Source organism: Chryseobacterium joostei, assembly GCF_003815775.1.
GTDB classification, from domain to species: domain Bacteria; phylum Bacteroidota; class Bacteroidia; order Flavobacteriales; family Weeksellaceae; genus Chryseobacterium; species Chryseobacterium joostei.
This window is the reverse complement of record NZ_CP033926.1, coordinates 2,177,017-2,190,814: the sequence shown is the minus strand read 5'-3', so window position 1 is coordinate 2,190,814 and position 13,798 is coordinate 2,177,017. Positions and strand designations below refer to the sequence as shown.

The 13,798-nt window shown below is 35.3% G+C and carries 14 protein-coding genes and 1 tRNA gene; 11 read left to right on the top strand and 4 right to left on the bottom strand.

The window, feature by feature from the left end:
• Window positions 1-79 precede the first annotated feature (79 nt).
• Window positions 80-150: transfer RNA gene (locus tag EG359_RS10030), tRNA-Gln, on the bottom strand.
• A gap of 257 nt (window positions 151-407) precedes the next feature.
• On the opposite strand from EG359_RS10030, the gene der reads away from it, so the two are divergent.
• Both der and upp read left to right on the top strand, forming a co-directional pair.
• On the top strand, window positions 408-1,718 hold the full coding sequence (gene der / locus EG359_RS10025; RefSeq protein ID WP_076352714.1) for a ribosome biogenesis GTPase Der: 1,311 nt from the start codon (window positions 408-410) through the stop codon (window positions 1,716-1,718).
• A 154-nt stretch (window positions 1,719-1,872) separates the two neighbouring features.
• Window positions 1,873-2,523, top strand: a complete 651-nt coding sequence (gene upp / locus EG359_RS10020) for a uracil phosphoribosyltransferase (protein ID WP_076352713.1) — start codon at window positions 1,873-1,875, stop codon at window positions 2,521-2,523.
• Between the two features lie 4 nt (window positions 2,524-2,527).
• Here upp and EG359_RS10015 read toward each other — a convergent pair whose 3' ends face one another.
• The 3 genes from EG359_RS10015 to EG359_RS10005 form a co-directional block, all read right to left on the bottom strand.
• On the bottom strand, window positions 2,528-3,214 hold the full coding sequence (locus tag EG359_RS10015; RefSeq protein WP_076352712.1) for an alpha/beta fold hydrolase: 687 nt from the start codon (window positions 3,212-3,214) through the stop codon (window positions 2,528-2,530).
• A 99-nt stretch (window positions 3,215-3,313) separates the two neighbouring features.
• Window positions 3,314-3,967, bottom strand: coding sequence for a ComF family protein (locus EG359_RS10010; RefSeq protein ID WP_076352711.1), 654 nt, complete (start codon window positions 3,965-3,967; stop codon window positions 3,314-3,316).
• A 97-nt stretch (window positions 3,968-4,064) separates the two neighbouring features.
• The gene (locus EG359_RS10005) at window positions 4,065-5,537 is read right to left on the bottom strand and encodes a helix-turn-helix domain-containing protein (RefSeq protein WP_076352710.1); all 1,473 of its coding nucleotides are present in this window, start codon (window positions 5,535-5,537) and stop codon (window positions 4,065-4,067) included.
• A 126-nt stretch (window positions 5,538-5,663) separates the two neighbouring features.
• Here EG359_RS10005 and aceB point away from each other — a divergent pair, with 126 nt between their 5' ends.
• The 9 genes from aceB to EG359_RS09960 all read left to right on the top strand — a co-directional run bounded on the left by aceB (window position 5,664) and on the right by EG359_RS09960 (window position 13,644).
• On the top strand, window positions 5,664-7,238 hold the full coding sequence (gene aceB / locus EG359_RS10000) for a malate synthase A (protein WP_076352709.1): 1,575 nt from the start codon (window positions 5,664-5,666) through the stop codon (window positions 7,236-7,238).
• Between the two features lie 60 nt (window positions 7,239-7,298).
• A complete protein-coding gene (gene aceA, locus EG359_RS09995) occupies window positions 7,299-8,579 on the top strand; it encodes an isocitrate lyase (protein WP_076352708.1) in 1,281 nt (426 codons plus the stop codon).
• A 200-nt stretch (window positions 8,580-8,779) separates the two neighbouring features.
• Window positions 8,780-9,352, top strand: a complete 573-nt coding sequence (locus EG359_RS09990) for an OmpH family outer membrane protein (protein WP_076352707.1) — start codon at window positions 8,780-8,782, stop codon at window positions 9,350-9,352.
• A 108-nt stretch (window positions 9,353-9,460) separates the two neighbouring features.
• Window positions 9,461-9,856, top strand: a complete 396-nt coding sequence (locus tag EG359_RS09985) for an acyl-CoA thioesterase (RefSeq protein WP_076352706.1) — start codon at window positions 9,461-9,463, stop codon at window positions 9,854-9,856.
• 33 nt (window positions 9,857-9,889) lie between these two features.
• Complete coding sequence (locus EG359_RS09980) at window positions 9,890-10,414, top strand: hypothetical protein (RefSeq protein WP_076352705.1); 525 nt, start codon at window positions 9,890-9,892, stop codon at window positions 10,412-10,414.
• A gap of 36 nt (window positions 10,415-10,450) precedes the next feature.
• Window positions 10,451-10,831 carry a hypothetical protein gene (locus tag EG359_RS09975; protein ID WP_076352772.1) on the top strand — a complete coding sequence of 127 codons (381 nt, stop codon included), beginning with the start codon at window positions 10,451-10,453 and terminating at the stop codon, window positions 10,829-10,831.
• Window positions 10,832-10,886: 55 nt separating this feature from the next.
• Window positions 10,887-12,329: a serine hydrolase gene (locus tag EG359_RS09970; RefSeq protein WP_076352704.1), complete on the top strand. Its 1,443-nt coding sequence runs from the start codon at window positions 10,887-10,889 to the stop codon at window positions 12,327-12,329.
• A 73-nt stretch (window positions 12,330-12,402) separates the two neighbouring features.
• Window positions 12,403-12,849, top strand: a complete 447-nt coding sequence (locus EG359_RS09965; RefSeq protein WP_076352703.1) for a 6-pyruvoyl trahydropterin synthase family protein — start codon at window positions 12,403-12,405, stop codon at window positions 12,847-12,849.
• A gap of 24 nt (window positions 12,850-12,873) precedes the next feature.
• Window positions 12,874-13,644: a UDP-2,3-diacylglucosamine diphosphatase gene (locus EG359_RS09960; protein WP_084180336.1), complete on the top strand. Its 771-nt coding sequence runs from the start codon at window positions 12,874-12,876 to the stop codon at window positions 13,642-13,644.
• Window positions 13,645-13,798: the final 154 nt, after the last annotated feature.

Below are 13,798 nucleotides of genomic sequence, written 5' to 3'. Positions count from 1 at the left end.
AATCGTGACCAAGTGACCAAAAGTGACCAAAATAAAAAAGCAACTTGCTGTAAATTAGCGAGTTGCTTTTGTTTGGTTGTAGACCCACAGGGATTCGAACCCCGACTGACGGTACCAAAAACCGGAGTGCTACCGTTACACTATAGGTCTGTTTTGATGCTGCGAAATTATATAATTTATTTTAAATATGAAAATCAAAATTAAAGATTTATTAACATAATAGAGGCTTGAATGGCCTTACTTTCTGATATCCAAAGAATTATTTTTTGCAGAAAAGATCCAAAGTGGGTACATTTTTAATACTAAATAATAAAATCTTATCTTTGCAAAAAATTGGGCTCCAAAAGTTGGAGTAACCCATTAATAACTTATCCTGAGCATAGCAAAAGGATTATTAAACATTTTTTATGTCAAATATTGTCGCAATCGTTGGGCGTCCCAACGTAGGAAAATCCACGCTTTTTAACCGTTTATTAGAGAGAAGGGAAGCTATTGTAGATTCTACAGCCGGTGTAACCAGAGACCGTCATTACGGTAAATCTGACTGGAATGGGGTAGACTTCACTGTAATTGATACAGGAGGTTATGATGTAGGTACAGATGATATCTTTGAAGAAGAGATTCGTAAGCAGGTACAGTTGGCAGTAGATGAGGCAACTTCAATCATCTTTATGATGAACGTAGAAGAGGGGCTTACAGATACAGACTACGAAATTTACAGATTACTAAGAAGATCCAACAAACCTATTTATATTGTAATTAATAAAGTAGACTCTTCTAAGGAAGAACTTCCGGCAACAGAATTCTATCAGTTAGGAATTGATAAATACTACACTCTTTCATCAGCAACAGGTTCAGGAACTGGAGATTTATTGGATGATATTGTAAAAGACTTCCCAACAACAGAATATAAGGACCCGTTTGAAGGATTGCCTAAAATTACCATTGCAGGTCGTCCAAACGTAGGGAAATCTACGATGACTAACGCTCTATTGGATGTTGAAAGAAATATTGTAACAGATATTGCAGGAACTACAAGAGATAGTATCCAGACTTTATATAACAAATTCGGACATGAGTTTGTATTGGTGGATACTGCGGGAATGAGAAGAAAATCTAAAGTAAATGAAGATTTAGAATTCTATTCCGTAATGAGATCTATCCGTTCTATTGAATATTCTGATGTAGTAATCATCATGGTAGATGCTACACAAGGATGGGAATCTCAGGATATGAACATTTTCGGGTTGGCACAAAAGAATAGAAAGGGAATTGTTATTCTTGTTAACAAATGGGATTTGATTGAAGACAAGCAGACCAACACAATCCGTGACTTTGAAAAATCAATTAAAGATAAAATTGGTCAGTTCCAGGATATTCCAATTCTATTTGTTTCCGCTTTAACGAAGCAAAGAATCCTGAAAGCAGTAGAGCTGGCAATGCAGGTTTATGAAGACCGTAAAAAGAAGATCAAAACTTCAAAATTGAATGAAGTAATGCTTCCTATCTTCGAAAATACACCGCCACCGGCACTTAAAGGTAAATATATTAAGATCAAGTATTGCGTTCAGCTTCCTACACCATCTCCACAGTTTGTATTTTTCTGCAACCTGCCACAGTATGTGAAGGAACCATATAAAAGATTTACTGAAAACCAATTGAGAAAAGAATTCGGGTTTACCGGAGTTCCTATCGAAGTATATTTCAGACAAAAATAAAATGACTTTTTAATAAAAATCTGGTGAGGAATTCCTTGCCAGATTTTTTATAGATATACCTTAATACCCTGGTATCAATCTGCAAATTCGTTTTTTAGTTGTAATTTTGCAGTAATTAATGTTTAATCACTATAATTAAAACCCTAAGATCTTCATGCTTACTATTTTATCACAAAACTTTTCCCTTGTCAATGAATGGATTAACGAACTTAGAAACGTTAATGTTCAGCATGACCGAATGAGATTCCGAAGAAACATGGAAAGAATCGGAGAAATTGCAGCTTTTGAAATAAGCAAAGGATTGGAGATAAGAGAAGTTGAAATACAAACTCCCTTAGATACTATTAAAAGTACAGAAATTGCAGTTCAACCGGTTATTACAACTATTTTAAGAGCCGGAGTTCCTTTATTTGAAGGAATTTTAAACTATTTGGACAGAGCAGACTGTGGTTTCGTGGCAGCTTATAGAAAACATGATGCCAACGATTATTTCTCCATCAAGCAGGATTATTTGACTTGTCCAAGCATTGAGGGAAGACCTTTGATTGTTGCAGATCCAATGTTGGCAACCGGAGCTTCATTAATTGAAGCCATCAAAGACTTGTTGACAAACGGAAATCCAACCCAGCTTCATATTGTGGCAGCCATTGCATCAAGACAAGGAGTTGAAACCGTTCAAAATGCATATCCTGATGCTCACATATGGGTCGGAGCTATTGATGAACAATTAACATCAAAAGGTTATATTACACCAGGATTAGGAGATGCCGGAGATTTAAGCTACGGAGAAAAACTTCAACGATAATATTTTAGGAAAGATTCCAGAAATCTTTTACTAAATTCAATAATAAATTGGGTCGTACTTTTTCCATTGGATGCTTGGTATCAGGGAGTACGGCCAATTTTGCGTTTGGAAGGTTCTTGTAAACGTCTGCGCTTTCCTCAATGGTTACCATATTATCTTTATCTCCCACCATAATTTGAACAGGAATATTGATGTCGGAAAGATGATCCTTTAACGGTAGATTTTTTCCCAGATCAATCATTAAATCAGCGATGGCAGGAAGCAGTTGTTTCCATTTTGTACCATGTTGCTTCTCTAAAAGTTGGGCATATTGTGGAACCTTTTCCAAAATAACATCAGGATTTAACATTTTGCTTTCCTTTAAAGCCTGTTCCTCACTCCAGTCAAATTTTGTTCCCAGGGTTACAATAGAATTTACATTTTCAGGATTTTTCATGGCATAGCAAAGTGCAACATATCCGCCCATGCTGTGACCTAATATAAACACATCTTTCAGATTGTTTTCCTTACAATATTCCGCTAATTCCTGAGTGTATTTTTCTATACTGATTCCATCAGCGGGAAGCTCAGTGTTTCCATGTCCTGAGAATAGTGGCTTGTGAATAGTAAAATATTGGGAAAAGTTCTCCAAATAAGGCTTGAAGATATCACTATGACCTAAGGCTCCGTGTAATAAGATGAGATTGGGCATGATGGTTTAGTTTTCCTGAAAATTAAGGAAAAGAATCGGGAGGTGAAAATGAATTTATGAGTAATGTTGAGTGTAGATATGTCTCAAAGCTTTAAAATATCAAACATCCACCGCTATCACCAATATACTCACCTTATTATCTCCCACATTTATAATTTCCCATGCAATAGAAGAAATGGTATTTCCGGTGGTGAAAACATCATCAATCAAAAGAATGTGCTTTCCTGTGATGGGTTGGGTAATAGAAAATGGATTAACTGTTTCTAAACGATGTTGCTTGTCCTTTAAAGCCTGAGCCTTAGAATAATGATTTCTTTTAATTAATTGATGATCACACGGAATGCTATAAAACTTTGAAAGAGTTTCTGTAAATAGATGGAGCTGGTTGTAACCCCTTTCCCTTAGCTTTCTGGGATGAAGTGGTACACTTACCATAAGATCAGGCCGCTGATTTTTGAAATCAAGACGCTCAGTGGTCCATTCTGCTAATATTTTTCCGGTTATTTCCCTGCTTCTGTATTTTAGTTCATGAATGATTTTCCTGCTTAGGCTTTCTTCCTCAAACCGGATTAAGGCATAGGTGTTTTCAACAGGGAAAAGGAGATTGCATTTTTCTTTAATAGGATTGCTCTCAAAATAATCATAATGGGTAAAATGAATCTGGTTGAAGCAAAGGTTGCAGACCAAAAAATCAGGCTCGATGATTCTGTTGCAATGAATGCATCGGTTAGGGAAAAGTAAATCCAGTATCATAAATGTGTTTTTACTAAGGTATAAAAAAGTTTTAGTCTAATGATCACTACCATAAACCTTAAAGTTCTTTCAGTACTCTACTTTCAACAATAAAGCCCTAAAATTCTTTCCTAATCCTTTCGATGGAATTCTTCATGCTAAGGTTAAAATGTTCCTTTTCCAGCCGTACAGGTGGTGCTTGTCTTATCTCACAATCAGCGATACTGCAGGATTCGCAGGTAACTCCGACATTGATGGTCTTTAACGATGAAGACTTGATAAAGCCAATCTTTTTAATCGTTTGGGTATTTAAAAGAATTCCTAAGCAGTAGCTCCTGTTACTGCCATCAGAAAACGGATTTTTCTGAGACGTGGAAATAACCAGATAACTTATTCCCTGATCCTTATAATGAGAAATCTGAGCATCCGTAAGCGTTTCATTTTCCGTTAGATGATGAAGGTTTTTCACAGCAATCCATCTCTGGCAATAATGCTCATTAGTAGCATTGGCATGAGGTGCCTGCTGATGGTTAAGATGAAGCTCCTTTAAAATCTGGATCTTATCAGAATCTTTCTTTTTAACCAGACACAGGTAGAACAAATCCTTAATTCCCATCTCCGCAGAAAGGATATTAGTCAGGCGATAATAAAACGTCTCAGGTGAATGGGTGAAGCTGTTGATAAGTTCCTCAAAGCTCTTCGGTTCCCAAGTGTTTTGCTGAAAAAATTCAGAAGCCTTTTCAATGGCAGGCTCCTTTGATATTAATAATGCTCCGGCAAAGTAGGAAGCATAAAAATTGTTTAAAATCTCTTCAAAACTTCCAAAGTCAAGCCATGAATAAGTAGTAGGACGAACTTTCAATTCTAAAACATTGAATCCTATTTCTTTAGCCAGGATAAATGTTTTTTGATCTTTCTCAAGCTTTTTATTCAGAAGAAGTAATTTCTTTTCAGGAATAAAAAGAGAGCGTAGGTTGTCTAGGGTACCATATTTTTCAAAATCTTCAGATTGGATGGTATAACTGAATTTTTCCGAAAGAATATTTTCCAGAATGTCAGACTTCAGATTTTTATCAATTTGTAAATGATTCTCCTCAGTAAACTGATTTACCTTGCCCTCAATTTCCGGAAAATAATTATCATACAACTCCTGAAATGACCTTAAAACAGCAAAGTAAAACCTCTCTTTTCCAAGATTATAATTTTGAGATATTTCTATCAATGCATTAATGAATGCGGTTACCTTTTTAGGAGCATCACTAATGATACTGATAAGATTATTTTTATTGATCCCAAACAATTCCAGAGGAACCTCTTTAAAAAAATCTGATTGAAGAATTTCATTAAAAGGAGCAAGACTTTTATCCAGTTTTGTAGAAACAAGATCATCAAAAGTACAGTTTAGGGCATCAGAAAGCTGAATGATCTTGTCATGTTTAGGATATTTCTTCCCATTTTCAATTTCGTTAAGGTAAGATTTTGATAATCCGGTTTTTACAGCAAGGTCCTGTAGAGACCAATTTTTCTTTTGTCTCTGCTGTTTCAGTTTTAGCCCGAAAACTGTCTTGATAAAGTCACTTTCTGAATTCATTACTCAAATATAAATATTTAGATGCGATTATTCGCATAATAATTTTTAAATAAATTTAGCGAACGTTCGCTGTTTGTGAAAATTTTTATTTATGTTTGTAACATCAAATCACAAAATCAATTAGTTATGGAAACCAAGACTCAACTCAAAATAACGGCTCAGAAACAGTTTGAAGAAATTTTCACTCCAGATTTAATCGATTTTCTGATTGCTCTTCATCAGAACTTCAATCATAAAAGATTAGAACTTTTAAAAGAAAGAAAAAAAACTCAACAGGAATTTGATCAAGGAGTGCTTCCAAGGTTTTTAAAGGAAACAGAAGAAATAAGAAATGGAAATTGGGTTTGTGCCCCGTTGCCGGAAGATTTATTAGACAGAAGAGTGGAGATTACCGGACCGGTTGATCGTAAAATGATTATCAATGCCTTGAATTCCGGAGCGCTAACATTTATGGCAGATTTTGAAGACAGCAGTTCGCCGACATGGGAAAACTGCATGGATGGACAAATTAATCTTTCCGATACTGTGAACAGAACGATTGATTTTGTAAACGAAAAAGGAAAGGCTTATCAGCTCAATGAAAAAACAGCCGTGCTATTGGTTCGTCCAAGAGGTTTACATCTTCCGGAAAAGCATATTAAGATCAATGAAGAAGAAACATCAGGATCATTGGTTGATTTTGGAATCTACTTTTTCAGAAATGTAAAAAATCTTTTGGAGAGAGGAAGCGGTCCTTACTTTTATCTTCCAAAACTAGAACATTACAAGGAAGCACGATGGTGGAATGATGTCTTCGTTTTTGCACAAAATTATCTGGGAATTTCACAAGGAACCATTAAGGCAACAGTTTTAATAGAAACCATTACCGCTTCATTTCAGATTGATGAAATCTTATACGAATTAAAAGAACACAGTGCAGGATTAAACTGCGGAAGATGGGATTACATTTTCTCGTACATCAAAAAATTTAGAAACCTTCCTGAGTTTATTGTTCCGGACAGGGATCAGGTGACGATGACTTCACCTTTTATGAGTGCTTATTCAAAAAGAGTAATCGAAGGTTGTCATAAAAGAAACGTTCATGCAATGGGAGGAATGGCGGCACAAATACCTGTAAAAGATAATGATGAAGCCAATAACATCGCTTTTGAAAAAGTAAGAAGTGATAAAGAAAGGGAAGTGAAAAACGGACATGACGGAACCTGGGTAGCACATCCTGCGTTGGTTTCTGTAGCAATGGAGATTTTTAATCAGCATATGCCGTCAAAAAACCAGATTGATAAAAAATTTGAATACCATATAAAAGAAAGTGATCTGCTGGAAATTCCTAAAGGTGAAATCACAGAAAAGGGCATCCGAAAAAACATCAATGTCGGAATTCTTTACATTGAAAGCTGGCTGATGGGAACAGGAGCTGCAGCTATTTATAACTTGATGGAAGATGCAGCTACCGCAGAGATTTCAAGAACACAGATTTGGCAATGGCTGAAAAATGAAGCTTTACTGAGTGATGACAGGACATTAACCCGAAGTATGATTCTGCAATGGGAAACCGAAGAAATGGATAATATTGAAAAATATGTGGGAGAAACACGTTTCAAAAACGGAAAATTTAACCTTGCCAAGGAGCTTTTCAATGAATTGATCTTTTCAGAAAACTTTGAAGAATTTTTAACCTTAAAAGCATATCCCTTTATTTAGTTTGAGAGTGAAAAACTCAAAATCTTAATCCAAACCTTAATTTAACAAAATCCAAATATTATGAAAACAAAACAAGAACAAATCCAGGCTCTAGAGCAAGATTGGCTAACGAACCCACGCTGGAATGGGGTAAAAAGACCTTATACAGCTGAAGAGGTTTTAAAACTTAGAGGTTCCTATAAAATTGACTATACCATTGCTACAGAAATGTCTAAAAAGCTCTGGGATAAATTAAATACTCAGGACTATGTGGCAGGACTTGGTGCATTAACTGGTAACCAAGCCGTGCAGGAAGTAGATGCAGGACTGGAAGCTATTTATCTGTCAGGATGGCAGGTAGCTGCAGATGCTAATCTATCAGGAGAAATGTATCCGGATCAGTCATTATATCCGGCAAACTCAGTGCCTTCCGTAGTGAAAAAAATTAATAATGCCTTATTAAGGGCGGATCAGGTTCAGTCGGTAAGTGGTGCCGGAGATAAAGAATACCTTGTACCAATTGTTGCAGATGCTGAAGCAGGCTTTGGAGGTAACCTGAACGCTTTTGAGCTTATGAAGCAGATGATTGAGGCTGGAGCCGCGGGTGTTCATTTTGAAGATCAGTTGTCTTCTGCAAAAAAATGTGGACACTTAGGTGGAAAAGTACTGGTTCCTACCCAGGAAGCGATCAATAAATTAATAGCAGCACGTCTGGCAGCAGATGTATTAGGAGTTCCAAGTCTTATTGTCGCGAGAACGGATGCTGACGCAGCAGATTTATTGACTTCAGATATTGATGATAGAGACAAGAAATTTGTAACAGGAGAAAGAACCTCTGAAGGTTTTTATGTAGTAAAAAACGGAGTAGAGCAGGGTATAGACAGGGGATTATCCTATGCACCCTATGCAGATCTGATCTGGATGGAAACTTCTAATCCGGATTTGGAACAGGCAAGAAAATTTGCAGAAGGAATTCATGCGAAATTTCCTGGAAAAATGCTTGCTTATAACTGTTCCCCATCTTTCAACTGGGCAGCAAGGCTAAGTGTGGAAGAAATGTCTACTTTCCGTGAAGAGTTGGCAAAAATGGGTTACAAATTCCAGTTTATCACATTGGCAGGATTCCATGCCTTGAATACGGCAATGTTTGAACTGGCCTTGGCTTATAAAGAAAGAGGAATGGCAGGATATTCAGAATTGCAGGAACGTGAGTTTGCTCTTCAGCAAAAAGGATTTCGAGCAGTGAAGCATCAGTCTTTTGTAGGAACAGGATACTTTGATGAGGTTCAGAATGTTGTTACCAATGGTTCTTCTGCTACGGTAGCCATGAAAGATTCCACAGAAACCGCGCAGTTTCATTAAAAATTAGTATTTCGCATTATATTTTTTTCAATCCCTTCTCAGTTTTGAGGAGGGATTTTAATAATTAATTTTGATGAATTTAAGCGTGCTTTTTTGTGTTAATTACCCCTTTATTTTGACTGAAAAAAAGACCGAAAACAAATAGAAAATTATGTTATATTTGGACTCGAAAAAAAAGAATTTTTTGAAATATATATAAAATGAAGCTAATTAAATTATTTTTTATTGCAGCAGGGTTAACACTAACGGCTAATACTGTAAATGCTCAGCAGAAGATTGGAAACGTGAACACTGATGATATTTTTGCTAATTTGTCTGAGGTAAAAACTGTAGGAGCAACTATTGAGGGGCTTACAAAAGCAAAGCAGACCGAAATCGAAAAAATGATCACTGAGTATCAGACTAAACTTAAGGCTGCACAGGATAAAGAAGGTACAATGACTGAAGCCAATAAGGAAGCGGTGACGAAAGAGTTGATGGCCGCTCACACAGAACTACAGGGATTGGCTAAAAAAATAGAAGAATCCAGAGCATTGGCTGCTAAAGAGCTTTCTGCTAAGCAAAATGAATTGTTTGCTCCAATACAACAAAAAGTAAAGGATGCTATTTCTGCTGTAGCGAAAGAAAGAAACCTGAATTATATATTTGATATTTCATCACAGGATGGTAATAATCTTGTTTATACTGACGGAAGTGAAGATATCACTGCTCAAGTAAAAACTAAACTAGGAGCTTCTGCAACAACTAAGGCAGCTCCAAAGTCTAAAAAATAATCTTACTATTAGAATATAAAAAACGGAATCTGATTAATATCTGATTCCGTTTTTTTATAAAGTATGTTTTATTTTTAAATCATAAATTTGAGTAAATATTTTAGCGAGATGAGTTTAATGTATGAAAAACAGATACGGGTAACAGAAGAACATATAGATCAAAACAGCCATGTAAATAATGTGCAGTATGTACATTGGGTAGAGGAAGTGGCGGCTGAGCACTGGGATCTTTTAAAACAGAAAACAGAATATGTAAATGATGCCTGGATGCTTCTGGATCATCATATCCAATACAAAAAGCAAGTGTATCTGAATGATGTGATTACAGTGAAAACTTATCCCCAAACTCCTGAAGGCGCCAAACAGCCCCGAAAAGTAGAATTTTATTGCAATGGCGAACTTGTGGTAGATTCAAGTACACTTTGGGTTTTATTCGATACAGAAACAAAAAAAATAAAACGATTAGAAAGAAATTGGCTGGAAAAACTGGACCTAATATTATAAAATTCCAAAATCTAAATAACCATTATCCGCAAAATGAAAAAAATTGAAATTATACCACTAGATGGTATTCAAATTGAAAACATCGGAAAACTTCCATTGGGAGAATCCAAGGCCAACATTGAGAAATTATTGGGACAGCCATCAGACAGTTCTAACGAGGAGCAACTATTCTATGATGACTATGAACTTAGAATTGACCTTGATGAAAATGAAAACGCAGAATTTATAGAATTTATTTACGGACCTTTTCCTGAAAATACAGAACTGTCAATCTATGGAGTTAATCCGTTTCAGGTTGGAGCCAATCAGCTTATTGAAATTCTTTCAGAAAAAAATAATGGGGACATAGATGATAATGAAGCGGAATATTGTTATGCTTTTTTAAATAATTCAGTTGGAGTGTGGCGACAAATAACGGAACAAGATGTAGAACAGGATATTGCCGACATGAAAGCCAATAACGAGTATGAGGAAAATAAAAACTGGCTTGAAGAAGATCTTGTGAAAGCAAAAAACTTCTGGAGCATCGGAATTGGGGGGAAAGACTACTACAGATAAACTTAATCTGTGAACGATTAGAAACGGAGAATGCAGGTGAAAAATAAACTAAGAAAAATAGTTGTTGATCATGTAGAATATCTGTATTCTGTTACAGATAAATATCATCATGGGACAGAAACCAATACTCTGACAGTGAAAATCTTTTTAAGCGGAAACAAACAATCTCCACTCATTGTTGATTTTCTCACTCTTGATGATTATATAATGGGACAGCCCTTAAAATCAGGAATAAGTCTGGTCAATAAAATAACAAACTCAATAGAAATAATAAATATAAACGAGCCAAAATATATAAGACAGCTCATTTTACAGGGGCTAAAAAATGGTTGGACAGGAAAAAATACTATAGAAAAACAGAATGGTTTGAACTGTTTGATGGAATTGGGATTTGAAATAGAAAAATTACAACCCTAGAAGTAATATTTTAATCTCCAGAATTGTCTTCCATAAAGAAATCAATGTTACAAAAATGAAACAAATTATCTTAACAATAGTCTTATCTAATCTTTCTATTTTTTGTTATGCTCAAAAAACAGAGCCCTCAAAAACAGTCGATAACTATGTGAAAAGCGTTATCCAAATCAATGAAATCCCTGGGATGGCTGTTGGCATTGTGAAGAATAATAAAATAGTTTTCCAAAAATATTACGGAACAGAAACCCTGGAGAATAATAAAAAGGTAGATTCCAATTCAATGTTCAGGATTTATTCCAATACGAAACTAATGTCAAATGTTGGCCTTTTTAAGCTTATTGAAGACGGAAAGCTATCATTGGAAGATAAAGTTTCAAAATATGTAGATAATTTACCAAAGGAATGGCAGAATGTTCAGGTGAAAAATCTTCTTTCACACTCCTCTGGGCTTCCAAACTGGGTTGAGTTTAAAGATATTTCGGTAAATGCAACCAATGCTGAAGTTATTGATCGATTAAGTAAGGAAAAAATGGAATTTGAAACCGGAGATCATTATAGATACAATCAGACCAATTATCTGTTGATTACCATGATCATTCAAAAGATAACCGGGAAAACCTATGAAAACTATATCATTGAAAATCAATTTCCGGATTCCAGAAATCAGATCGTGTTTTCTTCCAATTCTGTTGAAAGAATACCTAACAGAGTAGGAAAGTACAATTATAATAAAACGAAGAAACAATATGAAAAACTAACTGCCATTGAAGGCGTGAGAGCTCATTCTTCAAATGGACTCGCCATTACACTTCCTGCTTTTTTGCAATGGAGCATGCATTTTAGTAAAAATGATTTTCTGAAGCCGGAAACAATAAAAATGATGTGGCAGCCATTTCATTATAAAAATAACGGATTTGAATTCGCGCATGGCTGGGAAATTACAGATTCAAATAATATAAGATCGTATGGTTTTTCCGGTGGAAATGTAAGTGCATACAGTATTTTTCCGGATAACGATATGGCTATTGTGGTAATGTATAATGGAAACAAAGGATTTCCGGTGATGTATCAAATGATTAATCATATTGCAGGAATTATGGATAAACAGCTTATGGATCCATACACATTGGCAGAAGAGATTACCATTGCAGAACCTAATGTTCATCCTAATTTGAAGAAAGATATTTACGGATACAAAATAGAAAAAGACAACGTCATATTTTCTTACCAATATCCAAAAAATCTAAGTACTGAATTTGTTAAAAGTATTTCAGTAGCAGGTTCATTTAATGATTGGAAAGCGGATAATACATCCTATCAATTAATTTCCAAAAACAACAATACTTTTGAATTGGCAATCCCAAAATCAAACTTTGAAAAAGGAAAAACCTATACCTTTAAGTTTGTTATGAATAAAAGCGGATGGCTAACAGTTCCTTACAATGCTGTGAATGTAGATGGAACACAGGATAATAATTTAACCCTGAAAATTGATTAAAAAGCAGATTTGAATATCGCCGTAATAGAAACAGTCTTTTCTGTGTTTAGCGGTTTTATCATATCTTTGCAATATGATACGTATAACAAAAATTTTTACATTCGAAACAGCCCACGTACTGTATAACTACGATGGGAAGTGTAAAAATATGCATGGACATTCTTATAAGCTGTTTGTAACAGTAAAAGGAAAACCGATTAATGATATTGAAAACCCTAAAAACGGGATGGTAGTTGATTTCGGAGATATCAAAAGTATCGTAAAATCTGAAATCGTAGATGTTTGGGATCATGCAGTTCTTTTGAATGCTTTAACTCCACACAAGGAATTGGGAGATGATCTTGAGCAAAAAGGACATAAAGTAATCTATTGCAGCTTCCAGCCAACCTGCGAAAATATGTTGTATGCTATTGCAGCGAAAGTAAAATCAAGACTTCCGGAGGGAATCTCATTGGCATATCTGAAACTTCATGAGACAGAAAATTCTTATGGAGAATGGTTTGCAGAAGACAATCAATAATTATTACCCAATAAAACGCAGACGGTGCTAAAAACAATAATTAATCTAGAACCTGGAAAAAAAGTATATTTTGCTTCAGATCAGCATTTTGGTGCTCCTACCCTTAAGGAAAGCAAAGTGCGTGAGGAGAAATTTATACGTTGGATGGACGAGATCAAGGAAGATGCACAGGTTTTATTTTTAATGGGTGACCTTTTTGATTTCTGGCATGAATGGAAACATGTAGTTCCTAAGGGATATGTACGTGTTTTAGGGAAAATTGCAGAACTGAAAGACAGAGGAATTCATATTTATTTCTTTGTAGGCAACCATGACCTGTGGATGAAAGATTACCTTGAAGAGGAAATTGGATGTACGGTTTTCTATCAAAAACAGTACTTTGAAATGGGAGGAAAGCAGTTTTTGCTGGCTCATGGAGATGGACTTGGGCCTGGTGATAAAGGCTATAAAAGAATGAAGAAACTATTCACCAATCCCGTAGCACAATGGTTCTTTAAATGGCTTCATCCGGATATTGCAATGAAAATTGCATTGTACCTTTCTCAAAAGAATAAAATGATCTCCGGAGAAGAAGATAAAGCTTTCTTAGGCGAAGACAAAGAATTCCTGATTATCTATTCCAAAGAAAAGCTGAAAACTCAGAAGATTGACTATTTTGTGTATGGGCACAGACATCTTCCAATGGTACTGGATTTGGAACAGAATTCAAAATACATCAACCTTGGAGACTGGATTTCCTATTTTACCTACGGAGTTTTTGAAAAGGACTTTGAATTAAAGGTTTACGAGAAATAAATCAAAAAAAAATTACCCCTAAAAGAGGTAATTTGCGAATGAGTGGGAGACCCATTCTGTTTTTAATCCATATTCCGAGTAAATACTTACAAGAAGTTTACCAAAGTATCATTTTAGCATTAAAAAATTATTAAATAAAATATTGTTTTCTAAT

Coding starts and splice junctions, on each gene's coding strand:
- EG359_RS09970 (WP_076352704.1), top strand. CDS start 10,887: ATGAAACAAATTATCTTAACAATAGTCTTATCTAATCTTTCTATTTTT.
- EG359_RS10005 (WP_076352710.1), bottom strand. CDS start 5,537: ATGAATTCAGAAAGTGACTTTATCAAGACAGTTTTCGGGCTAAAACTG.
- EG359_RS09990 (WP_076352707.1), top strand. CDS start 8,780: ATGAAGCTAATTAAATTATTTTTTATTGCAGCAGGGTTAACACTAACG.
- EG359_RS10015 (WP_076352712.1), bottom strand. CDS start 3,214: ATGCCCAATCTCATCTTATTACACGGAGCCTTAGGTCATAGTGATATC.
- upp (WP_076352713.1), top strand. CDS start 1,873: ATGCTTACTATTTTATCACAAAACTTTTCCCTTGTCAATGAATGGATT.
- EG359_RS09985 (WP_076352706.1), top strand. CDS start 9,461: ATGAGTTTAATGTATGAAAAACAGATACGGGTAACAGAAGAACATATA.
- EG359_RS09980 (WP_076352705.1), top strand. CDS start 9,890: ATGAAAAAAATTGAAATTATACCACTAGATGGTATTCAAATTGAAAAC.
- EG359_RS09965 (WP_076352703.1), top strand. CDS start 12,403: ATGATACGTATAACAAAAATTTTTACATTCGAAACAGCCCACGTACTG.
- aceA (WP_076352708.1), top strand. CDS start 7,299: ATGAAAACAAAACAAGAACAAATCCAGGCTCTAGAGCAAGATTGGCTA.
- aceB (WP_076352709.1), top strand. CDS start 5,664: ATGGAAACCAAGACTCAACTCAAAATAACGGCTCAGAAACAGTTTGAA.
- der (WP_076352714.1), top strand. CDS start 408: ATGTCAAATATTGTCGCAATCGTTGGGCGTCCCAACGTAGGAAAATCC.
- EG359_RS10010 (WP_076352711.1), bottom strand. CDS start 3,967: ATGATACTGGATTTACTTTTCCCTAACCGATGCATTCATTGCAACAGA.